The following is a 26597-nucleotide window of genomic DNA, read 5'->3' on the forward strand; positions in this document are numbered from 1 at the left end:
CGTGCGCGATGCGGTCGCGTCCTGGATGGGTGGCACAGACAGCTTGCAATTCCTTTCAGCAACGTGTTACAGGTTTGCCGGCCGACGGGAGTTATCGCCCAAATTTGCCGAACCCGCAATCTGGACAGGCTTCCCCGGCATGCTGCTTTTCTCGCGATCGGGACGCGTCGAAGCGGCGGAGCCCTGCTGCCTTCGGGCAGGCAGTTTGCCAGTTTCACGGATGGCGCGCCCGGCTGCATGGTGCGCCGAGATCGGACAGATGACCATGACCAGGATGACGACCGCGGAGTTGCGCGGCTACCAGCAGATTTGCGGCAGGGATGGCGCCATAATGGCCATCGCCTGCGACCAGCGCGGCGGCATGCGCACGCTGCTAGCCGCGGACCCGGCCGAGCAGGCCAAGATCACCAACGACATGCTTGGCGACACCAAGTCCGACATCACCAGATACCTCGCCAGCGAGGCCTCCTGCGTGCTGCTCGATCCGCTCTGCGCGGTGCCGCGCATCGTCGACGAGGGCGTGCTCAACCGCGACACAGCCCTGCTGATCGGCCTCGACGCCTCGGGCTTCGATGTCTCGCCGGAAGGCTATCGCCTGTCGCGGCTGGTTCCCGGCATCGACGCGCGCCGCGTGCGCGAGCTCGGCGGCACCGGCGGCAAGATCATGGTCTATCTCAGAGCCGACAAGCCGGAGGCGAACAGCCACAACATTGCTATCCTGAAGCAGTGCATCGCCGATTTCGCCAAGGAGGATCTCCTGCTCGTCGTCGAGTTCCTGACCTATCAGCTCGAGGGCGAAAGCGCTGAAGACTACTCTGCCAAGATCCCGTCGCTGGTCGAGGAAGGCACGCGCATCTCGCTCGACTGCGGGGCGAAGGTGCTGAAGCTTCCCTATCCCGGCACGCCGGAGGCCTGCGCCAGGATCACCGACCTTGCCGGCGAGGTGCCGTGGGCGGTGCTGTCGGCCGGCGTGAACCACGCCACCTTCCTCGGCCAGGTCGAGATCGCCATGCGCAACGGCGCTTCCGGCGTCATCGCCGGCCGCTCGCTGTGGAAGGACTGCATCTCGCTCGACCGAGACGTCCAGCGCGAGAAGCTCAAAACCGTCGCGGTTTCCCGGTTGCGCGAAATCCAGGCTGTAATCGGCAATTATCGCCGCAAAGCCGCCTGAGGCACGTTGATATTCAGGTGAGGCCGGTCTGCAAATGGCGGGGTCCTGCGCTTCCGGTGCTCACGTACTTCAAGTACGCTCCGCTCCGGTTCTCGGACCCCACCATTTTCGACTCGGCCTGACCTGAATCTCAGCGTGCCTCAGTGGCGGAGCGATCATCGGAGCGGGCTACCGAAGCCGCTCCAAGGCACTGGCTTTTCATAGCAGGCACGCAACCCATGCCACACAGGTCGATGGCCATAGGGATCGATATCGGCGGCACCAATCTGCGTGCCGCCCTAGTCTCGGGCTCGGGTGAAATACTCAGGCGCGTTTCCGAAAAGAGCGCTCCCGATCCGGAACTGGTGCTCGGCCGCATCGCCGAGATGGTACAGAGGCTCGATGGCCCTGACGTTGCCGCCATCGGCGTCGGCGTTCCCGGCCGCGTCGATGCAAAGCGCCGCGCTGTGCTGTCTGGTGGCTATGTCGATCTCGCCTCGGTCGCGCTGGCGCCGCGGCTGGAGGGCATGGCCGGCAAGCCGGTCGTCGTCGACAATGACTGCAACATGGCGCTGGTCGCCGAGATGGCCCTGGGCGCCGCTGTGGGCCATGGCAATGTTGTCATGTTCACCATCGGCACCGGCATCGGCGGCGCTGTCGCCGAAGGCGGCAAGATCGTGCGCGGCTCGGCCACGGCCGGGCAGCTCGGCCATATCGGCGTCGACCCCGACGGCGAGCCCTGCAAATGCGGCCGGCGCGGCTGCGTCGAGACAGTGAGTTCCGGCACTGCGCTCGGCCGTCACATCGCCCGCGCCGGCCTCGGCGCCGACATCACCGTCGAGCAGTTGCTTGTCCGCGCTGCTGCCGGCGATGCGGTGGCGGAGCGCATACTCGACGCCTGGGCAAAACCCCTGCGCTCTGCCATCGACACGGCGGTCGCCATGTTCAGCCCCGACCTTGTGCTGCTCGGCGGCGGGCTCGGCGAGGCCGCCCACAAGGCGCTTGGCCGGGCGCCCGCGCTGGCGCCCTGGTATCAGGCCCCGGTGCAGGCGGCACGGCTTGGCGACGATGCCGGCGTCATCGGTTCCGGCCTCCAGGCGCTCGCCGCCGGAACCGCATCGCCCAGGCCGGCCGGCGCCCGGCGCGCCGTGCTGGTCAACGGCATTCCCGCCTCGGGCAAAAGCACTGTATCGCGCGGCATCGTCGAGCGCATGGGCTGGCCGCTGCTAGCGCTCGACACCGTGAAGAACCCGTTCCTTGCGGTGCTCGACGGGGTCGATCGCGAGTTCAACCGCAGGCTCGGCCGCGCCAGCTACGCCGCCATCTGGTCGATCGTCGGCGAGGCCCCGGCGGGCGCCACTTTCGTCGTCGACGCCTGGTTCGGTTTCCAGCCGCGCGAGCTGCTCGAAGAGCACCTCGCGCGCGCCGGCGTCGGCCAGACCGCCGAGATCTGGTGCCACGCGCCGGGCGAGGTGCTGGCCGAACGCTACCGCGCCCGCCTCGACCAGCGCCTGCCGGGACACCCGGGCGCGGCCTACATCCCCGAGCTGATCGAGCTCGCCAAACGCGCCGAGCCGCTCAGGCGCGGCCCGCTGTTCGACGTCGATACGACGAAGCCGATCGATTTCGACGCCATCAGCCAATGGCTGCGTGAAGTGATGCACGGCTAACGCTCGCGGTCCGTGAAACTGTCATCGCTTGGCAGCAATCCCCGTCATGGTCTAGCCTGACGCCCAGCCACCGGGAGAACGCGATGACGTCGATTTTCACCGTGCATGCAGCCTCTGGCTACGAGCAGTTGATGGGACGCTGGAGCCGCAGGCTTGCGCCCAAATTCATCGACTTCGCCGGCCTGGCCGGCGGCGAAAAAATCCTCGATGTTGGCTGTGGCACCGGCAGCCTGACCTTCGAGCTGGCGAGGTCCGCCGATCTGGCCGAGATCCAGGCCATCGACTTTTCGCCGGTCTTCGTCGCCGCGGCGAATGAGAAGAACAGCGATCCGCGCATCACCTTCAACCAAGCCGACGCCACCGCGCTTCCCTTTGCCGACAAAGCATTCGACCGCGCCCTTGCTCTGCTGGTGCTGCACTTCGTGCCGGAGACCGGCAAGGCGGTGGCCGAGATGCGCCGCGTGGTGAAGCCGGGCGGCGTGGTCGCGGCCGTGGTGTGGGACCATTATGGCGGCATGCCGGGCATGCGCATGATGATCGACACGGTCGCCGCGCTTAGCGAAAGCGGCCGCCAGATGCGCAGCCGCTACTGCTTCCAGCCGATGATGCAGCCCGGCGAGATGAAGCGGACCTTTGTCGAGCAAGGCCTTGCCGACGTCACCGAGGCCGAGCTGATGGTCCGGATGGACTACGACAACTTCGACGACTACTGGGCGCCGATCGCCGCCGGCGAGGGGCCGCTTGGCAAATACATGACCACTTTGGACGCCGCCGAACAGGCGCGTGTCGGAGCCGCCGTTCGCGACGCTTACCAAGCCGGCCAGTCCGATGGGCCACGCTCGTTCGCAAACGTCGCCTGGGCTTGCCGGGGAATCGTGCCCTGATCCTCAGCGTGATCGCAGCTGCGCCCGCACCGCATCGCGAAAGCTGCGGAAATTCGGATAACCGAGAGCCGCCAGCAGCCGGATCAGCGTGGTGGTGGGCAGGCCGACGGTCTCGGCCATCCCGGCCGCCGTCATGAAGGCGGCGTCGGCCCATCGCGTCCGCAGGAATTCGCCGAGCGCCGGATGCTTTCCGATCAGCTTCGGCTCGCAGGCAAGTGCCGCGACCAGTTGCGGCGGCGGCATCGGCTTTCCGGCGCGTGCCGGCGACGATCTGCGGTAAGCCCGCTCGAGCGCGAGCCAATCGGCATCTGCCATGGGCCGCCTCTGCCTTAAGCCAGATTGATGGCGACGTTGCGCAGCAGCGCCACGGATTTGCGCATGCCTTCCGTCGGCGAAAGCATCATGTCCTCGTGCTCGATCGAAAGCACGTCGTCATAGCCGGCTTGCTTCAGCGCCGTGCAGAACTGCCGCCACCAGGTCTCGCCGTGACCGTAGCCCAGCGTGATGTAGTTCCAGGCCCTTTCTGCATAATGGTTTGGCGGACGCGCATCGAGCACGCCGTCGATGCCGGCAGGCACCGGCTCGACGCGCGTATCCTTGGCGTGGACATAGTAGATAGCGGAACCGAGTTTGCGCACCGCGGCGATCGGGTCGGCGCCCATCCATATCGGGTGGCTCGGATCGTAATTGGCGCCGACCGTCTCGCCGACGGCCTCGCGCAGCCGAAACAGCGTCTGGACATTGTAGACGGCCTGATGGCCATGCAGTTCCAGGCAGAGTTTTTCGATGCCGAGATTGTTCGAGAACTTCACCAGATCGCGCCAGTAGGGGATGATGCAGTCGTCCCACTGATAGCGCTGGATGTCGGCGCATTCGGGCGGCCAGTCGGTGATGATCCAGTTGGGGTTGGCGTCGCCCGGGCCGCCGGGCAGGCCGGACATCATCACCACGCGGTCGATGCCCATCAGGCTCGCCAGCCGGATCGTGTCCTCGGTCACCTGGCGGTGTTTTTTGCCTTGCGGCCCCGGATGCAGCGGATTGCCCGAGCAGTTGAGCGCCGCGATCGTCAGCCCATGGTCGCGGACCTTGGCGACGAATTCGGCGCGGGTCGCCGCACTCTCCAGCATGGCCGCCAGGTCGATATGCGGCGCCGACGACCAGTTGCCGCAGGCGAATTCCAGCGTCTCCAGCCCGAGCTCGGCCGAGGCGCGCAGCATCTCGTCGAAGGACAGGTTGCCCAGGCTGTCGGTGATCATGCCGATCTTCATCTCGGAACTCCCAATTGACGCCGGATCCGCTCAGAGCTTCACAGGCTCGAACCTGCCGGATTTGGCGGAGGCGAGTGCCGCCTCGCAAAGGATCATCGCCTTGCGGCCATCGCTGGCGGTGACGGCCGGCTTGCTGCCGGTCTCCACGCAGGTGATGAAATGATCGATCTCGGCGGCGTAGGATTCCGCGTAGCGTTCGACGAAGAAGTAGTAGGGCTTGTCGCGCGAGATGCCCTTGCCGCCATACATCTCCACCGAGGTCGGCAGCCGGTTGCCGGCCTGCAGCATGCCGTCGGCGCCATGCACCTCGATGCGCTGGTCATAGCCATAGGCGGCCCTGACGCTGTTGTTGATGTGGCACTGCCGGCCCGACGCCGTGCGCAGGATGAACATCGCGGTGTCGTAGTCGCCGAGCTTCTTGTACTGCGGCGCCACCAGCGAAGAGCCGGTCGCGAAGAGCTCGACCGGCTCTTCGCCCAGCATGTTCCGCGCCATGTCGAAGTCGTGGATGGTCATCTCGCGAAAAACGCCGCCGCCTCCGGCCAGCGCTTCCTCGGTTTCGGGCTCGGGGTCGCGGCTGGTGATGATGACCTGCTCGACGGCGCCGATCTCGCCGGCGGTGAGACGCTCCTTCAGCGCCCGAAAACTCGGATCGAAACGGCGGTTAAAGCCGATCTGGAACGGCACGTCGGCTTTCGCGACCGCGGCCAGGCATTCGTCGGTGCGCTTGAGGTCGAGATCGATCGGCTTCTCGCAGAAGATCGCCTTGCCTTTGGCCGCCGCGGCCATGGCGAGCTCGGCATGGGTGCGCGTCGCCGAGGCGATGAACACCATCTTCACCGCCGGATCGTTCATCACCGTTTCGGTGTCGGCGATCTCGGCGCCGGTCACAGCCGCGACCTTTTCCGCCGCCTCGCGAACAGGATCGACGATGTAGCGCAGCCTCACCTTTGGATGCCGCGCCAGATTGCCAGCATGCACGCGGCCGATCAGCCCCACCCCGAACAGACAAACATCCATCATGCGTTCGACTTTCCTGTCGGGCCGTCCGCGACGGCCAGTTTCAACATGCCCGGCCGGCAGTCACTTCACGGCGCCCATGGTGAGCCCGCGCACCAGATGCCGCTGCACAAGCAGTGCGAAGAACACGATCGGCAGCGCGCCGATGACGCCGGCCGCCGACATCGAGGCCCAGTCGGTGTCGATGCGGCCGATCAGCGTCGCGGTGCCGCGCGGCATGGTCATCGCCCGCGGCGTCGCCGTCAGCGCCAGCGCGAAGAGGAATTCGTTGAAGGTGACCAGCACCGCGAAGATGGCGGTGGCCGCCAGTCCAGGTGCTGCCAGCGGCAGCGTGATTCGGCGGAAGGCGCCGAAGCGCGAATCGCCGTCGACCATCGCTGCCTCCTCGAGATCGACCGGGATCTCGCGGAAGAAGCTCTCCATCATCCAGACGCAGAAGGTGATGTTGAAGGCAGTGTAGGTGGCAATCAGCCCGAGCCAGGAGTCGAGCAGGCCGAGGCTGAGCATCAGGAGGTAGACCGGGATCAGGATGACCACCGGCGGGATGATGCGCAGCGTCAAGAGGAACAGGCCGACCTTGCGCTCCATGCCGAAAGGCAGGCGGAACCTGGCGATCGCATAGGCGCCCATCGCGCCGACGATGAGCGCGATGGCGACCGAGAAGAAGGTCACTACCAGCGAATTCGTCAAATAGGAGCCGAACTGCTTTTCGGTGAACAGCCGCACATAATTGTCGAGCGTCGGCACATGCGGATAGAGCGTGCCTTCCTGGGTGATCTCGCGGTTGGACTTGAGCGACGTCGAGACCAGCCAGTAGATCGGCAACAGCACGACGGCCAGGATGAAAATGGTGGTGAGGATGCGCGCCAGACGGGTGCTCATGACGCATCGACCCTGCGCAAGAGCCTGATGGCGCTGAAGGCGAGCGCAAGCACGACGAGGCCGATCGTCACGAACAGCGCCGCCGCGTATCCGGTCTGCTGGAATTTGAACGCGGTGTCGTAGCCGTAGATGGAGATCAGCCTCGTCGCCTCGCCCGGCCCGCCACGGGTCAAGACGAAAACCTGGTCGAAAGTGCCGAAGGCGTCGATGGTGCGGAGCACGATGGCGACAGCCAGAACCGGCCGCATCATCGGGAAGGTGAGGTCGGCGAAGACGCGCCAGGCGCCGGCGCCGTCGACGCGCGCCGCCTCGAAGGGCTCGTGCGGCAGCGATTGCAGACCGGCGAGCAGGATCAGGAACATCAGCGGTGTCCATTCCCACACGTCGAGCACGACAAGCCCGATGAAGGCCTTGAGCGGACTGCCGAGGATCTGCACCGCGCCGCCGCCCATCGCCTCCGACAGCGCCGTCAGCATGCCGGCGTCACTGGCATAGATCAGGCGAAAGACGATGGCGACGACCACCGGCGTGATCACCATCGGGATGATCAGCACCGTCCTGAGCAGGCGGATGCCGCGGAACTCATGCAGGCAGAAAAGCGCCAGCGCGAAGCCGAGCACCGCCTCGAGCGACACCGACAGCGCGACGAACTTCACCGTCACCCAGAGCGAGTTCAGGAACTGCGCGTCGCTCCACAGGCGCACATAGTTCTGCAGGCCGACATCGGCGACCGGTGAGCCGTAGCGGTAGGCCTTTGCGCTCGCGCGCAGCCCGTCCCAAAGCGGATAGACCAGCACGCCGAGCACGATCATCAGGCCCGGCGCCAGCATGAGATAGGGGAGGGCGAGGTCGAGCCCCGCCCCCTGCAGGCGATGTTTGCGCGCCTGCGTTTCCCCTTGCATCAGTAGTAGCCGGCCGTGGTCAGATAATCCTTGACCTGCTTGGCGGCCGTGTCGAGCGCAGCGCCGCCACCGGAGCCGGCCTGCAGCGCCTTGTTGAGCTCGATGCCGAGCAGTTCCTCGACCTTCGCCCAGTCCGGCGTGCGCGGCCTGGGCAGCGCGCCGGCGTCGAGCTGCTGCAGCGCGACCGGGATCAGCCGGTTGCCCGGCTTGGCGATGCCGAAGGCGCTGCGCTTGACCGGAATGGAGCCCGCTTCCGAAAGCTTCGCCTGGGTTTCGGCGCTGACATACCATTTCAGGAACTCGATCGAGTTCGCCTTGTTGGGCGCCGATTTCGGCACGCCGGCGATGAAGATACCCATCTGTGCGATCGCCTTCTCCTGTTTCGGCACGACGCCGAAATCGAGCTTGCCCGCCACCTTGGTCTGCGCCGGGTCGTCGGCCTTCAGCGCGTTGCCCGAATACTGGATGATGGCGCCGGCTTCGCCGCCGAGGATCGCCGCGCCCTCCTGGTCGGAATCGAACTCGACCACCCCGCTCGGCGCGTTCTGCTTCATCGTGCCGACGAAGAAGTCGGCCGAAGCCTTGCCCTCGGCCGAATTGAAGATCGGGTTCCACTTGTCGTCGAAGAACGAGCCGCCGAACGACAGGAAGATCGGATACCAGCTGGTGACGATCGGGTTGCCGGAGACGCCGCGGAAGACGACCGGATACTTGATCTTGCCGGCCGCGACGCCTTCCTTGCCCTTGGCGATCACCTCGTCCCAGGTCTTGGGCGCGCCGCCGGTGAAGACGTCGTTGCGATAGGTGAGCGTCTGCAAATCGCCGACGAAGGGCACGCAGATCAGCGTCGGCTTGGCGTTTTCGAAACCCTTGACGCGCGGCCCCTGCTGCGGCGGCCAGTAGCCCATGTCGATCATCGAGCCGATCCAGTCCTTGTCGGCCCCATCGATGCCGCCGGCGCCGAGGTCTTCCAGCACGTTGGCGGCGCCGAACTGCGGCACCCACGGGTCGTCGAGCAGATAGAGGTCGTACTGGCCGGCGCCGCTATGGGCGTCGGCGAACCACTTCTCCAGCGTCACGCCATATTCGTCTTCGAGGAACTCGATGTCGAAGCCCTGCTCCTTGGCCAGCGGGATGATCTTTTCCTTGAACGGCGTCAGGCCGCCATCGGCGAAGGCGCCGATGATGACCTTTTTGCCGGCTGCCCTGGCCGGCAGCGGCAGGCCGAGCGTGGTCAGGGCCGTGGTAGCCAAGGCCAGCACCAGCCCGCCTTTGATGACGGAGCGGCGAGTAAGTCTGCTGGAATGCATCATGTCACTCTCCCATTGTTGTTGACCCTATGGACGGCGGTGAGGCCGGCCGAATTGAAGAAACAGGCGTTCGCCGGGTCGAAGGCGACGCCGATGCTTTCACCCACCACACCCCGGAAATCGCGCCCGGCGCGCACCTGGACGTTGCCGCCCTCCAGCCGGACATTGACCAGCGTCTCGTTGCCCATCGGCTCGACGACGTAGATTTCGCCGGGCAGCGCGCCCGGCGCGTCGGATGGGGCAACGCTGCAATCCTCGGGTCTCAGCCCGATCTCGACGATCTCGGCCAGCCGGCATGCGGTGACCCGCGTCCGCTCCAGCGGGACGAGTTTGCCGCCCGCCATCACGCCTTGCTCGGCAAGCGCGGCCGGCAGGATGTTCATCGGCGGATTGCCGACGAAGGTCGCGACGAAGCGGTTGGCCGGGCGGTCGTAGATCTCGATCGGCGGCGCCATCTGCTGCAATTCGCCGCCATGCATGACGGCGACGAGATCGGCCATGGTCAGCGCCTCGACCTGGTCATGCGTGACATAGATGGTGGTGGCGCTGAGCCGCTGGCAGAGCCGCTTGATCTCGCCGCGCATGGTGAGCCTGAGCCGCGCATCGAGATTGGAGAGCGGCTCGTCCATCAGGAAGGCCGCCGGGTCGCGCACGATGGCGCGCGCCAACGCGACGCGCTGCCGCTGGCCGCCGGACAACTGGCGCGGCCGGCGGTCGAGCAAATGGCCGATCTCGAGGATGGCCGCGACCTCGTCGATCTTGGCCTTGCGCGCGGCATCCGCCATGCCGCGGATCCACAGCGGATAGCCGATATTGTCGCCCACCGTCATCTGCGGATAGAGCGCGTAGCTCTGGAACACCATGGCGATGTCGCGGTCGCGCGGCTGCAGCCGTGTCACGTCGCGCTCGCCGATGAAGACCTTGCCGGATGTCGGCATGTCGAGCCCGGCCAGGATGCGCAGCGCCGTCGTCTTGCCGCAGCCCGACGGCCCGAGCAAGGCGAGGAACTTGTGGTCCGGCACGGCAAGGTCGAGCGATCGCAGCACGTTGAGCGCGCCGAAATTCTTGACCACGCTTCTGTACAGGACCGAACTCATCGCCCTCCCCGGCGCCCCATTCTGCCTTCAGGCCTTGCGCTCGTGCACGTAGAATCCGGCGCCTTCGGCGAGTTTCTTCAGATTGCGATACCCCATCGTCGCATAGGTCAAGGGATGCGCCTTGGCCGGGTCCTGCTCGGCCTCGACAACCAGCCAGCCGGAATAGCCCTGGTCGGCGAGGATCTTGAGCAGCGTCGCATAGTCGAGCGACCCATCGCCTGGCACCGTGAAGATACCCTCCATCACCGCGCCCATGAAGCTCATGTCTTTCTCGCGCGCCTTCTTCAGCATCGCCGGGCGCACATCCTTGCAATGCACGTGGACGACGCGCTCGACATGCCGGCGCAACAGCCGTTCCGGGTCGCCGCCGGAAAAGGCGCAGTGGCCGGTGTCGTAGAGCAGCCCGACCGCCTCGCCGGTATTGTGCATCAGCCTGCCGATCTCGTCGTCGGTCTCGACGATGGTGCCCATGTGGTGATGGAAGGCCATGCCGACGCCGAAATCAGCAAAACGTTCGGCGAGCCGGGTGATCTTTTCGCCGTAGGGCTTCCACTCCCCGGCAAGAAGCTTCGGCCGCTGCGAGATCGGATCGTGGATCGCGCCATGCCGGCCGCGCGAGGTGTCTGCATAGACGACATGCCTGGCGCCGAGATCGCGCAGCAAGGTCAGATGCGGCCGGATCGCCTCGAATTCCTCGTCGACATCTTTCTCGCAGATGCGGCCGTCATACCAGCCGGAAACCAGCGCCAGCCCGTATTGGTCGAGGATGGGCCTGAGCGCGCGGCTCTCGCGCGGAAACTTGCCGCCAAGCTCGGTGCCGGCATAGCCCGCTTGCGCGGTTTCGCTCAGGCAGGTCTCGAGCGGCGTGTCGCCGCCCAGTTCCGGCACGTCGTCATTGGTCCAGGTGATCGGGTTGATGCCAAGTCGAACTGTGGTCATTGCACACTTTCCGCCCCGCGGCCGGATGGCCGCGGGGGTTGGTCTTGGGAGGAGATGGTTTTGGCTTATGGCGGCTGGGTACGATGCCCCGCCCATTCTTGGTCGAAGAAAAACGCCCTCCCGGCGCCTTGCCCGACTGTATCAGTGTCGACGTCTTACCCCAGCGTCACGATGAGAAGTCTATCCCGCTCTGTCTCCATCGCGAGGTCCAGTTTTCGAGAAAATGAAGGAACCAGTTGTGCTGGGAGACGGGTGTGGCAGGATGGGCGGATGGGAAAATCGATTGTCCGGCGCGAGGCGCCCCCCTCTGCCCTGCCCGGCATCTCCCCCACGAGGGGGGCGATCGATTGCGCGCCGGCTTTCGCCAATCACAAGCGCCGCAGGAAAGAGCGAGGCGGCGAAGCTGCCAATCTCCCCCCTCGTGGGGGAGATGTCCGGCAGGACAGAGGGGGGCGCGAAAGAACTCGACTTGGAAGGCCAGCACGCGGCAACCGCATCGCCCTCGGGCGAGGCTAACCCCATGCGCCCCCACCCCAAACCGCAACCCTTCCCCCTCGACATGCTCACCGTGAACCGCGCCAGCCCCGAGCACCTGTCGCGCCAGCTCTATCACGGCCTCGTCGCCATCATCCGCAACCGCGCGCTGCCCCCGGGCTCCGAGCTTCCCTCCACCCGCGCGCTGGCCGCCGAGCTCGGCCTTGGCCGCAACACCATCGTCGCCGCCTACGACCAGCTCGTCACCGAAGGCTATCTCGCCAACCGCCAGGGCGCGCGGCCGGTGATCGTCGACTTGCCTGACGGCCCGCGCGAAACACCGCGCGAGGCGCCCCCGATGCCGCTGCGCGCGCCCTCGCGGCGCGGCGAGGAGCTGCTCAGCCAGCCCTGCCACCACGGCAGGCCGGGCCACGTCGCCTTCCACCCGGGCATGCCGGATGCGTCGAGCTTTCCCTTCGGCGTCTGGGGCCGGCTGGTGGCGCGCCGCGCCAGCCATGGCGGCGAGACGCTGTTCGGCACCTATGACGTCACCGGCCACCCGGCGCTGAAGGAGGCGATCGTCGGCTATCTCTACTCCGCGCGCGGCGTGCGCTGCCGGCCGGAGCAGATCGTCGTCACCACCGGCGCGCAGGCCGCCTTCGATCTCCTGGCGCGGCTTTTGCTCGACCCCGGCGACACCGTCTGGATGGAAGAGCCCGGCTATTACGGCGCCAAGGCCGCATTCACCGTGGCCGGCGCCAGGATCGCGCCCATCCCGGTCGACCAGGATCGCGGCTGGCGTCTCGACATGCCGGACCCTGCGCCCCGCCTCATCTATGTGACGCCGGCCTGCCAGCATCCGCTCGGCATCACCATGCGCATGGAGGAGCGGCTGCGCCTGCTCGACATCGCCGAGACCGCCAACGCCTGGGTGATCGAGGACGATTTCGACGGCGAATATCGTTTTCAGGGCCGCCCCGTGCCGGCGATCCAGAGCATGGACCGCTCCGGCCGCGTCATCTATGTCGGCACCTTCGCCAAACTCCTGTTCCCGGCGTTGCGCGTCGGCTTCATGGTGCTGCCCATCGAGCTCGCCGGCCGCATCGTCAACGCGCTCTCCACCACCGGCCAGTTCGCGCCGCTGCTGTTGCAGGCAGCACTCGCGGATTTCATCACCGAAGGCCATATGAGCCGGCACCTGAAGCGCATGCGCCGCATCTACGCCCAGCGCCGCCAGCTCTTCCGCGACATCGTCGCCGAGCGCCTGCGCGACGAAATCACCCTCTCACCCGCCGAAGCCGGCATCCAGGTGGTGGGCTATCTGAGGGAGGGCATCGACGACATCAAGGTCAGCCACGCGGCGGCAAGAAGAGCGATCAACGTCTCGCCGCTGTCGAAATACTTCCAGAACACGGCGCCGACGCAAGGGCTGGTGCTGGGCTATGCGGCGTGTGACGCGGCGCAGATGCGGGATGGGGTGGAGAGGCTGGCGCAAGCGATAGGGGAGGCGCTGGGGTGAGGGTGGCTCTCGGTCCGCGGTTCAAGGACCATCAGCTCTTGGGCATCCTTAAACCTGTTTCAGGCTGATCAAGCTTGCCCGCGAATGCGAGGCGGACGGCACCGCCTTAGGCCGTTAATCCGAAAGGCGTAGCTGAGCTGTCGACGGCTGTCCTAAACATGAGGGGTCAGGCTGCCTAAAAAGCACATGAATGCGTGGATCGATTGCACCGAAATAGCGCCTAAAATGCGCAAGGAGCCGAGCGGCCCCAATTTCCAGCGCAGAGACAAATGGCGGACACTCTCGTAGAAATCATGACTAAAAAGGCGCGCAAGTTTAGTCGCGAGGAAAAGGTTGCGGCGGTCATGCGCATGCTCGCCGGCGAGAATGTCACCACCCTTTCCGCCGAATTGAATGTTCTGCGCAAGGACCTCTACAGATGGCGCGCGACCTTTATGGCCGGAGGGCCGCCAGCACTTCGCGGGCCGGGCCGCCCTCCTGCACCACACAGGCAGGTGAAGTCCGGGGCCGGTGCTGCGGAAGCATTGCAGTCCAACGCGCATCGACGGATCGCTGAGCTCGAGCGCAAATTCAGACGGCAGCAATTTGAGTTGGAGGCGATCCGGAAAGCCCTCCAGCAGTTCAGGCGTCGGCGCAATGACCTCGGCTGAACTCAGCTCCGCAGCTAAAATGCTGCCACGACTTGACCGCCGCCGTGTCTGCCAGTCGAGAGAGATCGCAACAACTACCTGCCAACATCTGGCTGCCGGCGGGAACACATGAAAGGCCGACAGGTGATTCGTCGCGCCGGCCCAACTTAGCCGTGCAGCCACCCGTCTAGGCTTGGCGTGGATTGTCGATAAATAAATTGATCAATCAGGTGTGAACGCTTTCTTAAGCAGTTCCTGGAAAGTCACGATTTCGCCATGGACGCTTCGCGCGTTCACGATCAGCGTCGAGACGTGCGGGACGCGCTACCAAAAATGTGGGACAGGCGGTGGCACTCCGGCGTCGCGGTCAGGCCTGCGAGAGCCAGCCGCGGCGGCCCGAATGCCGCAATGCTCATATGCTACCTGTTGGGCCCTAAAATCCAAGGCCTGCGATCGAGATTGTGCGGCTGGACCGCCCTGCGAGCTGCCCCCCGCGTTCCGCGTGGACCGATTGTGGTCATTCGCCGTCGCATACGATCCTGCTGTGCTCGTGGACTGTGCCTCCAGGCGACGCGTGAGAGGGCAGACGGCTTAGTGTTTAGGGGGGATCGCCAGGCCAGCAACGCCCGCTGGTGCGTGCCCCTCCACCCCCGCCAGATCCGGGCGAGTCCCGGCAAAAACCGTAAGCGCCAGCGATCCGGATCTTGCGTCCTGCCCACCCGACTCGCGAACGAGCGCTGCGCCCTTGGCGAGCATGCGCCTGAACCGCCGCCACCTGATACCCGACTTACCAGCCGAGTTGCCCTGGGGGTATCGATTTTTCTGGGAAGACTGTCCCCAGTATCGGAGCAATAATTTAAGGGTCAACACTCAGGACGAGCCCGCGCAGCTGGCGCTTATACGGCAGAGTCGAAACTAACGACATGCGCATTTCGTCGAAGTTGTGACGGCCAACTGTAATAGTCGGTTACTTCTTGTGAGTTGCGGGTCGAAACAACCGTTCGTTAGTGGGGTCGGCAGTTGGACGACGCCCTTCGCGTTTACCTCTGTTACTCCATCAGGCGCACCCCACGACAAAATTGGGCGGAGAAAAATCAAGAAAGAGGTAGTAGCCACATGGACACCCCATCAATCACTTCCTTCTCGCCCGACAGCGCGATTATCGGCGATGGCATCACAAACAAGAACACGCTCACGCTGACCGGCACGGCTGCGGCCAATACCACGGTGAAGGTGTATGACGGCACGACGTTGCTGGGCAGCGCGACCACAAACTCCAGTGGGGCATGGGACTTCACAACCGGCAAGTTGTCGGACGGCGGTCACAGCTTCACGGCTGCAACCACTGGGGCTAGCAGCAGCACGACTTCCGGATTTCCCAATGCGTCAACAACTGGCGTGCGTGATGGCGTGACTCTCAAGCCGTCTGGCGACCTCACGATCAACACAGCCGGGGCTGTTGTCAGCGGCCTTGATATTACCGGCGATGTGGTGATCACCGCCCCGAATGTGAAGCTTGTGGACTGTCGAATCACGGGAAACGTTTCATTCGAGTCCACCGGCGCCACGATGGAGTATTGTGATGTTATAGGCCACAATTCATTGAACGCGGTCGATATCAACCCTAATGGTCGCGTAGGACAGGGTGATAATACAACCATTCGTTTCAGTGATATCAGCAACGCCGAGAATGGTATCTGGCTTGAAGGGCAGCATGCCATAATTGAGGGCAACTATATCCACAACCTCTCTAATAATATGGGTGTCCCCCCCGACGTTGCGCATATTGATGGGATTCAGGTCCCCGGTAGTAATATCGGGGCGACTCCGCTCACGAGCGGAACCATTATACACAATACCATCGACATGACCTCTTTCCCGTCTACTTCGGCTTTCATATCGCTTGACGCGAGCAACATTGAAATATCCAACAATCTTCTCAAAGGCGGGGCCTACACTGTCTATTTTTTGGGCCACGGCAGCGGCAACGAGGTATCGAATAACACATTCGACCTTGCAGGCGCATACGGATATGTCGAAGCTGACCCGGGGACAACGACGCTTGGCGGAAACATCGACACGACGGGGGCTCTGCTCCCGATCAACACTGATGGTGCAGCGATTGCGGGCTCGCAGGGGGCGACCTCGACGGCCACCGAAACATCGGCGCCGCTGCTGGTAAAAGTCGATACCGCCGTACCATCGGCCCCGACGATTGTGGCATCGACTTCCGCGGCCGACCTGGCGAAAACGCATGTCGAGACACTGAAAGGCACCGCTGAAGCCAACAGCACCGTGACGGTCTTCGACGGTACGACCAAGATCGGCACTGCCACTGCCGATGCCAATGGCGCCTGGAGCTATAGCACCAAGGCGTTGTCCGTCAGCAGCCACAGTTTTACGGCCACTGCGACGGATGTCGCCGGTAACACCGGTAAGGCTTCCTCGGCAGCGGCGGTTACTGTCTCGGGCTCGACGCCTACGCAGCCAACACCTACCGATCCGGGCCACTCCGGTTCAGAGCATACAATAACCGGGTCGACTCGAAGCGACACCCTGACAGGCACCACGGGCAACGATCGATTCGTTGGAAAAGGTGGTGATGACACGTTCGTGTTTGCCGCGAACTTCGGCAAGGACGTCATCAAGGACTTCGATGCCATCGGACGTCACCATGATACATTGCAGTTCAGCAAGAGCGTCTTTGACAGCTTTGCGAGTGTCCTTGATCATGCGACCCAGGCTGGCCACGATGTGGTCATCTCATCGGGCTCTGACACCCTTACCCTGAAGAATGTCAAGCTAAGCGCTCTGGACAGCCACGACTTCCACTTCGTGTAGAGCCAGCCCCAGGAGCCATCGAGGCGCGATCTCGCGATCGCGCCTCTCCAAAGTAAGCACCTGGCAAAGGCAAGAGCCATGACTGTCTCTGAGGGGCGGGAAATTCCGCCGGCGGCAAATCTCAATTCGATCAAACTTTCGCGCCTGCGGATGGCAGCCACAGCATTGGCCGCGTTGGCTGGAGGGGGGCGCTCACGCCTTGCAGAGACCAAGACCTTTTTCGTTGGGGCCCTCGAAGCCCTCCGCCGCCGGGTATTCTCCGGCGACGGCTGGTCGAATGCGAAGTTCGAGGAGCCCCGCTCGGAAATCTCCACATTTCTCGTGTCTTGTCGCCGAATCTTCTGGGCTCTCGCCCTGTTCAGCGGCCTCAGCAACCTTCTGATGCTGAACGGCTCTTTTTTCATGCTTCAAGTATATGATCGTGTCCTGCCGGGACACAGCGTTCCGACGCTCGTCGCGCTCTTGGTCCTTGCGACGATGCTGTACCTGCTGCAAGGCGGGCTCGATCTGGTCAGGAACCGGATCAGCGTGCGTATCGGCCGCTATCTCGACGAAAGGCTGGGGCTGCGAGTCTACGACGCGCTCGTCAGGCTACCTCTGAAGACGCGCGGCGACGGTGATGGCCTGCAGCCGCTGCGCGATCTTGATCAAGTCCGCAGTTTCCTGTCCAGTGGCGGTCCGACTGCCTTATTCGATCTGCCGTGGATGCCGATCTACCTGGCCATCTGCTTTCTCTTCCATTTCTGGATCGGTGTGACCGCTCTGGCAGGCGGCGTCGTCCTTGTAGGACTGACGGTTCTCACGGACGCGCGAACTCGGGGACCGGCCAAGGCATCTTCACGACACGCTGTCTTGCGGAACGCATTGGCCGCGGAAGGAAGGCGTAACGCAGAGGTCCTGCAGGCTATGGGCATGCGGCGTCAGGCGGCATTGCGCTGGCAGGACGTCAATCAGAAATATCTCGCGGCTCACGAAACATCGAGCGATATTGCAAGCGGGCTTGGCTCAGTCTCGAAGACCTTCCGCTCGCTTCTCCAATCGTTGGTCCTTTCGGTTGGTGCTTACCTGGTCATCAACCAGGAAGCGACCGCCGGCATAATCATAGCGAGCTCAATTCTGACGGCTCGCGCGCTCGCCCCGGTTGAAATTGCGATTGCCAACTGGAAGGGATTCATCGCCGCGCGCCAGTCCAGCGAGCGGCTGGATCATCTGCTCAAACTCCTACCCCGCCAGGAGGAACCGCTTGCATTGCCCCAGCCCACTGGGGCGCTGGCGGTCGAGAACCTCTACGTCGCAGCTCCAGGTTCCGAAAAACCACTGCTGTCCAACGTGTCGTTCTCGATGCAAAGCGGCGAGGCGGTCGGCGTGATAGGCCCAAGCGGTGCCGGTAAATCCACCCTTGCGCGGGCGCTGGTAGGGGTCTGGCCGCATGTGCGGGGCAAAATCAAGCTCGATAATGCCGTGCTCGAGCACCGGTCCTCCGAGTCGCTGGGCAGGCACATTGGCTATCTGCCTCAGGACATCGAATTGTTCGACGGCAGCATAGCCCTCAATATCGCTCGTCTCGACTTGGCTCGTTTCGATGCGAGCGCGACTGCAGCGGCGATCCTGGACGCTGCGAAGGCTGCGGGCGTGCACGATCTAATTCTCTCATTGCCCGATGGGTATCAAACGCGCGTCGGTGAGGGGGGAATGGCCTTGTCGTCAGGCCAACGCCAGCGCATCGGTCTGGCCAGGGCATTCTACGGGAATCCGTTCTTGGTCGTTCTCGATGAGCCGACGTCGAACCTGGATTCCGAGGGCGAGGATGCGCTGACGGAAGCGATCCTGAGTGTTCGGCGTCGTGGTGGCATCGCCGTCGTGGTCGCCCATCGGCCAAAGGCACTTGAAGGTGTCAGTCACGTCCTGGTCGTCGGCGATGGCAATGTGCAATCATTCGGGCCAAGGGAAGAGGTACTAAGAAGGGTCTTGCATCCGGCCGTACCGCTGAGGGTGGTTGCCGAGGGCAAGGGAGGGGCGCAGTGGAAGGCGAACTGATACCCCCGGCGCTTCGATCTATCCAACGGTACATAATCGTCGGCATGTTGATCTTTGCCTTTGTGACGTTCGGGATCGGCGGTTGGGCGGCGACTTCGCGGCTATCTGGCGCCGTAATCGGCCAGGGCATTGTCGTCGTCGATTCCAGCGTCAAGAAGGTTCAGCATGCCACGGGCGGCATCGTGGGAGAATTGCGCGTGCGCGAAGGCGATCACGTCAGTGCCGGAGATATCCTAATTCGGCTCGACAAGACGCAGACGCTGGCCAACGCCACAATTGTCACCCAGAGCGTAGATGAGCTGCTCGCAGGTGAGGCCCGCCTCGAGGCGGAGCGGGACAATGCCGAACAGATCGTGTTTCCGGCGGCATTGATCGAACGAAGCCGCGACGCCGCCTCGGAGGCGGAGGCAGCACATGCTATCGCTGCGGAAAGGGCTCTATTCAAGATGCGTCTGGAGGCGAGGGCCGGCCAAAAGGCCCAATTGAAGGAGCGAGTCACACAGCTGCAGGATGAAATCAAGGGCTACACGGGACAGATCGAAGCCAATCAGAAGGAAACCGATCTGATCCACAAGGAACTCGATGGAGTCCGCGCGCTGTGGCAAAAGAAGCTTGTTCCGATCGAACGGCTGACGTCGTTGGAACGCGAAGCGGCTCGTCTCGAAGGCGAGCGCGGCCAACTGACGGCAACGATCGCCCAATCCAAAGGCAAGATCGCGGAAATCCAGCTTCAGATCATACAGATCGATCAGGACCTGCGAGCCGAGGTCGGCAAGGATTTGATCGAAACGCGCTCCAAGCTTTCGGAGCTATCTGAACGGAAAACGGCTGCCGTGGACCAGCTTAATCGGATCGACATCCGGGCACCCCAGAGCGGTCGTGTTCATGAGTTAGCGGTGCACACCGTCGGGGGCGTGATCGCGCCAGGCGAGCAGATCATGCTGATCGTTCCGGACGGGGATGCGCTTGCGATCGAGGTCAAGATCGCGACGCGCGACATCGATCAGGTCTATCCCGGTCAGATTGCGACGATGCGGTTTCCCGCTTTCAATCAAAAGACCACCCCCGAAATCGAGGGTTCATTGACCATGGTTTCCGCCGATCTCACCCAAGATCAGCGGACCGGAGCCAGCTATTACACGGTTCGTGTTGCCCCCAAGCCTGGGGAGTTGGCGAAGTTGGGATCTTCCAAATTGGTGCCTGGCATGCCTGTCGAGGTATTCATCGAGACGTCGGCAAGAACGGCATTGTCGTACTTGACCAAGCCGCTGATGGACCAGGCAGAGCTTGCATTCAAGGAGCGGTAGAAAATCCCTCGCTGACGTCCAAATCCAGATTCGGTGTTACCCCCGTGTTACCCGGAATGTGAGGGGACAATCCTCCAAGAGTCTCATAAGAAATATCGCAATGATTGCAGATATTTAGTGGCGCACCCGACAAGATTCGAACTTGTGACCTCTGCCTTCGGAGGGCAGCGCTCTATCCAGCTGAGCTACGGGTGCTTCCCGGGGAACCGGAAAACGAACCAGCCGGTGAGCCGGCCAGCCACGGCTTCTTAGCGGAAGCCGCTTCGGGCTTCAACGGCCAATTGGGGTGGCGGGCGGTCTGGTGGGTTGATTGTCTGAGCGATAGGCCATCGGATAGGGCGTTCCCCTCTCCGTCCCGGCTTCGCCGGGCCACCTCTCCCCACTATCGTGGGGCGAGGAACTGCTGGCCTCATCCCTCCGCTCCCACCTTCGCCGTCTTGCGCCGCACCGCCCGTGTCGCCCGCTTCTGCTTCTTCGCACCTGCCAGCTCGTTCATCGCATCGAGCTGCATCTGCTGCATTTCGGCAAGCCGCGTCCATTGGCGCGAGATCAGATAGTCGAGTTTTTCGTGCAAATGGCGCACTTCGAGCTCGGCCTTGAGGTTGACGCGGTATTCGTTGAAGGAGCGCAGGCGATCTTTCACCTCCTGGCGCTTCTGGCTCATCATGATCACCGGCGCCTGGATGGCGGCGATGCAGGAGAGCAGGAGGTTGAGCAGGATGAAGGGGTAGGGGTCGAAGGCGCTGTTCAAGCCTTCGAACAGGTTGATGCCGATCCAGACCAGAAGCACGGTGGCGAATGAGATCAGGAACCACCAGCTGCCGCCGAAGGCGGCCATGTTGTCGGAGACACGGTCGGGGAAGGTGCGGCGCTCCTCGAACTCCTCTTCCGAGTTTTCCGAAATCGTGTCCTGTTTGGCGATCGATTCCACCACCTGGCGGTCGAGCTCGGAGAATTCGCCATGCTCCTGCTGCAGCAATTCCTCCATGTAGCGCATGCGGTAGCGGCCGAGCTCCTCGCGGCTGACGCGGGCGCCGCGCGGCAGGTCGGGATGGTCGGAGCGGATGCGGTCGGCCAGGCTGGGCCGCAGATCGTCGATGCGCACCAGGTCGCGCTTGCGGAATTTGCGCCCCGATATCGCCGACGGCTTCTTCTTCGGCTTGATCCGCGCCGTGCCCGCTGTTCCGGGAACATGCGGTTCGGAATCCGGCACTTCCGGCGCTTCGAGGATCTCGTCGGCGGCGTGCTCGTCGCCCTCCGATACGGTTTCCGCCTCGAGATATTCGCTACCCGTTTCGTTCTCGTTGTCGGCCTGGATCTGCGCTGATGTTTTGGGGTCGCCGGCCATGGTCAGTGCTCCTGTTCGCGGGCTTCGCGGCTACGATACGCCAAGCCGGCGCAGCATATCCATGGCGAGTGTGAATCTCGTATGACCGAACAAGTTCTTGTGATGGGTGGGCTGCTGTCCGGACAGCGAGCCTTGGCGGCAAATCCAAGGGACCAGGGCTGGCAACGGCCAATCTCCAAAGTCGGCGCCGCCCCTCATCCGCCCTTCGGGCACCTTCTCCCCGTGAACGGGGAGAAGGAAACTGAGCGCCACCTCGGCGCACTTCCTGCAGCGTTGGCGATTGGCGAAGCCGGCGGCGCGAGCTTCTTTCTCCCCGTCACTATACGGGGAGAAATGCCCGGCAGGGCAATGAGGGGCAGCGCCGCCCTCGAAAGTTAAGTTCTCGCCGCCCTGGCGCGACAATCCCTGCCGCCTGGCTCCATTCCGCCCCTGGGGCTGACCAACCCGGCAAACTACATCAAGCTCAAGCCTGATCACGGCCAGGCCACCACCGGGGGTCGCGCCCCACAAAATGAGGGATCGTCATCATGTACAAGAAAATCCTGATCGCCACCGACGGTTCGGAACTCGCCGGCAAGGGCGTCGCCCATGGGCTGGAGCTCGCCAAGGGCCTCGACGCCGCGGTCACCTTCCTCAACGTCTCCGAGGCGTTCCCGACGCTTGCCTGGGGCGGCGCGATGTCCGGCTATGTCGCCGCCGACGCGCTGGTCGATTACGAGGAAAGCGCGCGCAAATACGCTCGCGAGGTGCTGGACAAATGCAAGGCCGATGCCGATGCCAAGGGCGTCGTCGCGAAAACCCTGCATATCGAGAACCGCACGCCCGCCGAGGCGATCCTCGACGTCGCCCGCTCGGAAGCGAGCGACCTCATCGTCATGGCCTCGCACGGCCGCCGCGGGCTGGGAAGGCTGGTGCTGGGCAGCCAGACGGCCGAAGTGGTGTCGCTGACGGAAATCCCGGTGCTGGTGGTTCGGTAGGGTAACGACAGGGCGCGGGGCTGCCCCTTTACGTTCGTCATACTAGGGTCTGCGCGCGTCGCTTCGCTCCTTGCTCCGCCCTAGAATGACAACGCGTTGGGGGCCTGCGCCACACCCACATAGCCGCAACCCCCACAATCCGTTACACTGCCCCTTCCATCGAGGGGTGCGATGATGATCCTGCATCGGCGTCAGTTGCTTGCGGTCAGCCTGTTCGGCCTTGTCGCCGGTACGGCGCGGGCCGCCGAAACACTCAAGGATATCCAGGACATGCAGCCGGGCCAGTTCACCTGGCATCCGGACCGCACGCCCGACGGTCCGCTGGCGATCATCGTCTCGTTGCCTGAGCAGCGCGTCCATGTCTACCGCAACGGCATCCGCATCGCGGTCTCCACCTGCTCGACCGGCAAGCCCGGCCACGAGACGCCGACCGGCGTGTTCGTCATCCTGGAGAAGGACAAGAACCACAAGTCGAGCACCTATGACGACGCGCCGATGCCGAACATGAACCGGCTGACCTGGTCGGGCATTGCGCTCCATGCCGGAAATCTGCCGGGATATCCCGCGTCGCATGGCTGCGTGCGCCTGCCGCTCGCCTTCTCGGCGGACCTCTTCTCCATCACCCATCTCGGCACACCGGTGATCATCGCCGGCGGGCCCGACGCGGCGCCCGATCTGGTGCATCCGGGCATGGTGCTGGGCGGCTCCGCCGCCGGCCAGTTTGCCCAGATCGTGTCGAGCAAGGACGGCAGCAAGGCGCCGACCGACTGGACCAGCGACAAGGCCCAGCCGGTCATTTCGGTGATCGGCTCTTCGGCCGACAAGCAGATGCTGCTGATCGAGAACGACAAGGTGGTCGACCAGGCGCCGCTCAGCGTCGCCGGCGACGGCAAGCTCGGCAATTATGTCATGACCATGCAGCCGAGCGGCCCAGGCGGCACGCTGCAATGGGTCGATATCAGCCGCAGCGCCGGCTCCGGCGCCATGTTCGGCGGCGGTGCGCAATCGGTGCTGAAGCGCCTTACCGTGACCAAGGGCTTTGCCGATGCGGTGCAGTCGCGCATGCGCGCCGGCATGGTGCTGGTGCTGACCGACGCGCCGCTCCACCCCGACAGCCGCACCGGCAAGGATTTTGTGGTGATGGCGGGCGAGAGCTGAGCGCCCCGACGCCCTACTGCGTCTGCAGCAGCGGCGACGTCGGCGAAGCCAGATCCGGCGACGGCAGGTCGGACGCCGGCGAACCCGGCGGCGGCGCGGCTGTTGCCTGATCCGGTGGCGGCGGCAAACCGGGCAATGACGAGTCCTGCTGCGGCAGTCCAGGCAATGCCGAGCCCGGCGGCGGCGAGTCAGGCTGCTGGCCGGCATACATCAGCCTTGGCTGGGCCGCGGCGGCGGTCGACTGCCCAAGGCTGCGCTGGATCAGCGCCTCGACATGGTCGTTGCGCTGGCGCGCGCTGTCGGCGCCCATCACCACCACGATCAGGTGCCTGCCGTCGGCATTGTAGGAGGTGACGATATTGTAGCCGGAAGCGCGGATATAGCCGGTCTTGATGCCGTCGACGCCGCGCACCCGTCCAAGCATGTCGTTATGGCCGCGCACCAGCCGGCCGCGGAACATGAAGTCGCTTTCGGAGAAATAGTGGAAATGCTGCGGGAAGCGCTTCTCCAGCGCCATGCCCAGCACCGCCATGTCGCGCGCCGTCGTCACCTGGCCGTCGTCGGGCAGGCCGCAGGCGTTCTGGAAATTGGTGCCGCTCATGCCCAGCGAGCGCGCCTTGGCGGTCATCATCTGGGCGAACCGCTCTTCCGAGCCGCCGCCCAGATATTCGCCCACCGCCACCGCGACGTCGTTGGCCGATTTCACCACCATGGCGCGGATGGCGGAATCGACGTCGATCGTCTCGCCGCGCCTGAAGCGCAGCTTGGTCGGCGGCTGCGAGGCGGCGTGGTCGGAGACCGGGATCTGCGTCTGTTTGGTGACGCGCCCGCTCTCCATCGCCTCGAACAGCATGTAGAGCGTCATCATCTTGGTCAGCGACGCCGGATAGCGCTGCGACCGCGAATTGACCTCGAACAGTGTCTTGCCGCTCGAGGCGTCGACCACGATCGCCGCGTATTTCTGCGGCTGCGCCGGCACGTTGAGCACGCTTTCCGGGGGTGCGGCCGTGGTGCAGCCGGCGACCAGCGCGAGAAGTGCCAAGACGGCGAAGAGCTTGTGGAGGAGCGGAAAGGAACGGGGCAAGATTGTTCTGAAACTGTTGCTGAGACGCCGGGACGCTAACGTAACCGATCCGCCCCGTCCAACTGGTTAACGGCGGGGGCTGGGCATTTTACCCAGCTTTCGCGGCCTTTTGGACACACCTAGATAGGCGGGTTTTGCCATCCGCATCCCCTTGCCGCTATGATGCGGCAATCGGTTTGGGGGAATCGGCATGTCGGAAATCGCCACGGGTACGACCTCGCTTCTGCGGGCATCGCTGAGCCGCACCGGCAAATGGGCGGCGAGTTTTGCTTTCATCAGCGGCGCGGTCGGCGACGTGCTCAATCCACTCGGACCCTTTGCCGCCTATATCGCGCTGGGTGCGGCGGTCGCGGCGTTGATCATCGCCATTGCGATGGTGCTGCGCCTGGTGCTGGCGGCAAGAGCCATGCCGGCGCTGATCTTCGCCACCAGTGCCGCCGCCATCGCCAGCGGCGTCTACGCCGTCCAGCAGGAAACCTCCTCGCAGAACGGCGTCATTGCCGCGCTGGTGCCGGCGGTCGCGCAACTGCAGCAGTCGCTGGGCATCGTCTCGGAGAAGGTCGCCAAGATCGAGAAGACCGTCACCGAGACGCAGAAGACCGTCGAGGAGGTGAAGAAATCGACGGACACGGTGGCCAAGACCACCGAGCAGATTGCAGCCACCCAGCAGCAGCAGGCGGCGCAGGGCGCTGAGACGCAAAAGAGCGTCGAGGCAGTCAAGCAGACGACGGACACTTTGGCCGCCGGCCAGAAGCAGCAGCAGGCGCAGGCCGAAAAACTGCAGGCGACCACCGAACAGATCGCCGCTTCCATCGACACCATAGCCAAGGGCTTTGCCCAGCTTTCGGCGCAAGGTGGCGCGATCGGCGATCCCAAGCGGCCCGACGAGTTTTACCACAACGCCCGCGTCTATGAGCTTGCCGGCGACATGCTCAATGCAAGGCGTTCCTATCTCGCCTTTGCCGGCTTCGATGTCGACGCCGTCGATCCCTATACGCGCTTTGCCACCTTAATTCGTGTCCAGGACGGCAAGGCCGGCGCGCGCGAAGTGTTCGGCCAGCTTGCCGAAAAGGCCAAGGCGCCGTCGATCAAGCTCGTCCATCTGTTGCAGTTCGACGACGCCCAGCGGCTCGACAAGCTCAACGCCTTCATCGCGGCCAATCCGGATTACGCGCCGGCTTACTTCCTGCTGGCGCAGGAATTCTCCGAGGATCGTCTGGGCAGCCAGACGCTGGCCGACAAGCGGAACGAAGCCCAGGCGCTGACCAAATTCGTTTCCTACGAGAAGGATGGCGGCCTGCTCAAATATTTCGTCGACCAGACGCAGCTGGCCGATTGGCTCGACCGCAGTCGCAGCCGCCTGACGGCGCTTGGCGACGTGCTCGACCCGTCGCGCTTCGCGCCGACATTGACGCCGATGCGCTCCAATGCCGGCTGGTCGATGACGATCTCGCTGCCCGAGCCGGCGACGGCGATTTCCTGGCGGCTCGGCGATACAGGTCCGTTCATCGACACCGGTGTGATGGCGATGAACGACCAGCGCACCGGCAAGCCGATGCCCAATCCGAGCTTCGAATTGCCGGACAGCACCGCGGCCACCACCATCGCCATCAAATATCTCGACATCAGGGGCCGCGAGACCGGCCCGTTCGACATCCGCTTCGACCCGGACGGCGCGCTGCAGCAGGGCAACAAGCAGATACTCGACCAGTTCTGGACCTCATGGATCGCCTTCGATTCCGGCGGCAATCACGGCCTGGTCTATTTCACCCAGATGCTGTCCTACCGCTGCGCCATCAAGGCTGTGCATTACAGCCTGAACGGCACGACGCTCGACAAAGAGATCAAGATGCCGCCTTGCGACGCCAAGGACCCCTACTCCATCCCCGACAACTACCAGCCCTATTTCAAGGTGAAGGACGACATCACGTCGATGGCGGTCCAGGTGACCTACACGGACGGGACGAAGTCACCGGTGCGGGAATATAAGCGGCAGTAGGGCGGGTGAGGCCAACTGTCTGCGTCGACGCCGGTCGACCCCCACTCCGTCTCGGCTTCGCCGAGCCACCTCTCCCCCGATCGACGGGGTAGAGGAAAGGCG

21 protein-coding genes and 1 tRNA gene are annotated in these 26597 nt (G+C 64.0%); 11 read left to right on the plus strand and 11 right to left on the minus strand.

The genetic code is table 11. The features are described from left to right. Positions 1-265 precede the first annotated feature (265 nt). From FJ988_RS11705 to FJ988_RS11715, 3 genes are all read left to right on the plus strand, one after another. Entirely contained in the window at positions 266-1171 is a 906-nt protein-coding gene (locus FJ988_RS11705) for a tagatose-bisphosphate aldolase (RefSeq protein WP_140817642.1), read from the plus strand. A 218-nt stretch (positions 1172-1389) separates the two neighbouring features. Continuing rightward, positions 1390-2820, plus strand: coding sequence for an ROK family protein (locus FJ988_RS11710; RefSeq protein WP_140817644.1), 1431 nt, complete (start codon positions 1390-1392; stop codon positions 2818-2820). 83 nt (positions 2821-2903) lie between these two features. Then, positions 2904-3704, plus strand: a complete 801-nt coding sequence (locus tag FJ988_RS11715) for a class I SAM-dependent methyltransferase (RefSeq protein WP_140817646.1) — start codon at positions 2904-2906, stop codon at positions 3702-3704. Between the two features lie 3 nt (positions 3705-3707). Here the strand turns inward: FJ988_RS11715 and FJ988_RS11720 are convergent, their stop codons facing one another. Genes FJ988_RS11720 through iolE form a run of 8 tightly spaced genes read right to left on the minus strand, consistent with a single transcriptional unit; the run spans position 3708 to position 11122 of the window. Continuing rightward, a complete protein-coding gene (locus FJ988_RS11720) occupies positions 3708-4019 on the minus strand; it encodes a hypothetical protein (protein WP_140817648.1) in 312 nt (103 codons plus the stop codon). A gap of 14 nt (positions 4020-4033) precedes the next feature. Beyond that, positions 4034-4972: a sugar phosphate isomerase/epimerase gene (locus FJ988_RS11725; RefSeq protein ID WP_140817650.1), complete on the minus strand. Its 939-nt coding sequence runs from the start codon at positions 4970-4972 to the stop codon at positions 4034-4036. A gap of 30 nt (positions 4973-5002) precedes the next feature. After that, positions 5003-5995, minus strand: a complete 993-nt coding sequence (gene iolG, locus FJ988_RS11730; protein ID WP_140817652.1) for an inositol 2-dehydrogenase — start codon at positions 5993-5995, stop codon at positions 5003-5005. A 60-nt stretch (positions 5996-6055) separates the two neighbouring features. Then, entirely contained in the window at positions 6056-6874 is an 819-nt protein-coding gene (locus tag FJ988_RS11735) for a carbohydrate ABC transporter permease (RefSeq protein ID WP_140817654.1), read from the minus strand. After that, positions 6871-7776: a carbohydrate ABC transporter permease gene (locus FJ988_RS11740; RefSeq protein ID WP_181183509.1), complete on the minus strand. Its 906-nt coding sequence runs from the start codon at positions 7774-7776 to the stop codon at positions 6871-6873. Before FJ988_RS11740 ends, FJ988_RS11735 begins: the two co-directional genes overlap by 4 nt. Further along, positions 7776-9089: an extracellular solute-binding protein gene (locus FJ988_RS11745; RefSeq protein WP_140817658.1), complete on the minus strand. Its 1314-nt coding sequence runs from the start codon at positions 9087-9089 to the stop codon at positions 7776-7778. The genes FJ988_RS11740 and FJ988_RS11745 overlap by 1 nt, the downstream gene beginning before the upstream one ends. Beyond that, positions 9086-10183 carry an ABC transporter ATP-binding protein gene (locus FJ988_RS11750; RefSeq protein WP_140817661.1) on the minus strand — a complete coding sequence of 366 codons (1098 nt, stop codon included), beginning with the start codon at positions 10181-10183 and terminating at the stop codon, positions 9086-9088. The genes FJ988_RS11745 and FJ988_RS11750 overlap by 4 nt, the downstream gene beginning before the upstream one ends. 27 nt (positions 10184-10210) lie before the next feature. Next, positions 10211-11122: a myo-inosose-2 dehydratase gene (gene iolE / locus FJ988_RS11755; protein ID WP_140817663.1), complete on the minus strand. Its 912-nt coding sequence runs from the start codon at positions 11120-11122 to the stop codon at positions 10211-10213. Between the two features lie 520 nt (positions 11123-11642). On the opposite strand from iolE, the gene FJ988_RS11765 reads away from it, so the two are divergent. From FJ988_RS11765 to FJ988_RS11785, 5 genes are all read left to right on the plus strand, one after another. Then, complete coding sequence (locus tag FJ988_RS11765) at positions 11643-13115, plus strand: PLP-dependent aminotransferase family protein (protein ID WP_140817665.1); 1473 nt, start codon at positions 11643-11645, stop codon at positions 13113-13115. A gap of 269 nt (positions 13116-13384) precedes the next feature. Beyond that, positions 13385-13765: a transposase gene (locus FJ988_RS11770; protein WP_140817667.1), complete on the plus strand. Its 381-nt coding sequence runs from the start codon at positions 13385-13387 to the stop codon at positions 13763-13765. Between the two features lie 1095 nt (positions 13766-14860). Beyond that, positions 14861-16585, plus strand: a complete 1725-nt coding sequence (locus FJ988_RS11775; RefSeq protein ID WP_140817669.1) for an Ig-like domain-containing protein — start codon at positions 14861-14863, stop codon at positions 16583-16585. Positions 16586-16663: 78 nt separating this feature from the next. Next, positions 16664-18622, plus strand: coding sequence for a type I secretion system permease/ATPase (locus tag FJ988_RS11780; RefSeq protein WP_246688517.1), 1959 nt, complete (start codon positions 16664-16666; stop codon positions 18620-18622). Then, positions 18607-19929, plus strand: coding sequence for an HlyD family type I secretion periplasmic adaptor subunit (locus tag FJ988_RS11785; RefSeq protein ID WP_140817671.1), 1323 nt, complete (start codon positions 18607-18609; stop codon positions 19927-19929). Before FJ988_RS11780 ends, FJ988_RS11785 begins: the two co-directional genes overlap by 16 nt. A 118-nt stretch (positions 19930-20047) precedes the next feature. Here the strand turns inward: FJ988_RS11785 and FJ988_RS11790 are convergent. Then, a tRNA-Arg gene (locus FJ988_RS11790) sits at positions 20048-20124 on the minus strand. A 214-nt stretch (positions 20125-20338) separates the two neighbouring features. Next, positions 20339-21277 carry a DUF1003 domain-containing protein gene (locus FJ988_RS11795; RefSeq protein WP_140817674.1) on the minus strand — a complete coding sequence of 313 codons (939 nt, stop codon included), beginning with the start codon at positions 21275-21277 and terminating at the stop codon, positions 20339-20341. A gap of 527 nt (positions 21278-21804) precedes the next feature. Between FJ988_RS11795 and FJ988_RS11805 the strand changes: the two genes are divergently transcribed. Continuing rightward, entirely contained in the window at positions 21805-22254 is a 450-nt protein-coding gene (locus FJ988_RS11805) for a universal stress protein (RefSeq protein ID WP_140817676.1), read from the plus strand. A 171-nt stretch (positions 22255-22425) separates the two neighbouring features. Continuing rightward, positions 22426-23412 carry a L,D-transpeptidase gene (locus tag FJ988_RS11810; RefSeq protein WP_140817678.1) on the plus strand — a complete coding sequence of 329 codons (987 nt, stop codon included), beginning with the start codon at positions 22426-22428 and terminating at the stop codon, positions 23410-23412. A gap of 13 nt (positions 23413-23425) precedes the next feature. On the opposite strand, the gene FJ988_RS11815 is transcribed toward FJ988_RS11810, so the two are convergent. Continuing rightward, entirely contained in the window at positions 23426-24496 is a 1071-nt protein-coding gene (locus tag FJ988_RS11815) for a D-alanyl-D-alanine carboxypeptidase family protein (protein ID WP_140817680.1), read from the minus strand. A gap of 190 nt (positions 24497-24686) precedes the next feature. Between FJ988_RS11815 and FJ988_RS11820 the strand changes: the two genes are divergently transcribed. Next, positions 24687-26495: a methyl-accepting chemotaxis protein gene (locus FJ988_RS11820; RefSeq protein ID WP_140817682.1), complete on the plus strand. Its 1809-nt coding sequence runs from the start codon at positions 24687-24689 to the stop codon at positions 26493-26495. Positions 26496-26597 lie beyond the last annotated feature (102 nt).

It is taken from the genome of Mesorhizobium sp. CU3 (assembly GCF_006442965.1).
Classification (GTDB): domain Bacteria; phylum Pseudomonadota; class Alphaproteobacteria; order Rhizobiales; family Rhizobiaceae; genus Mesorhizobium.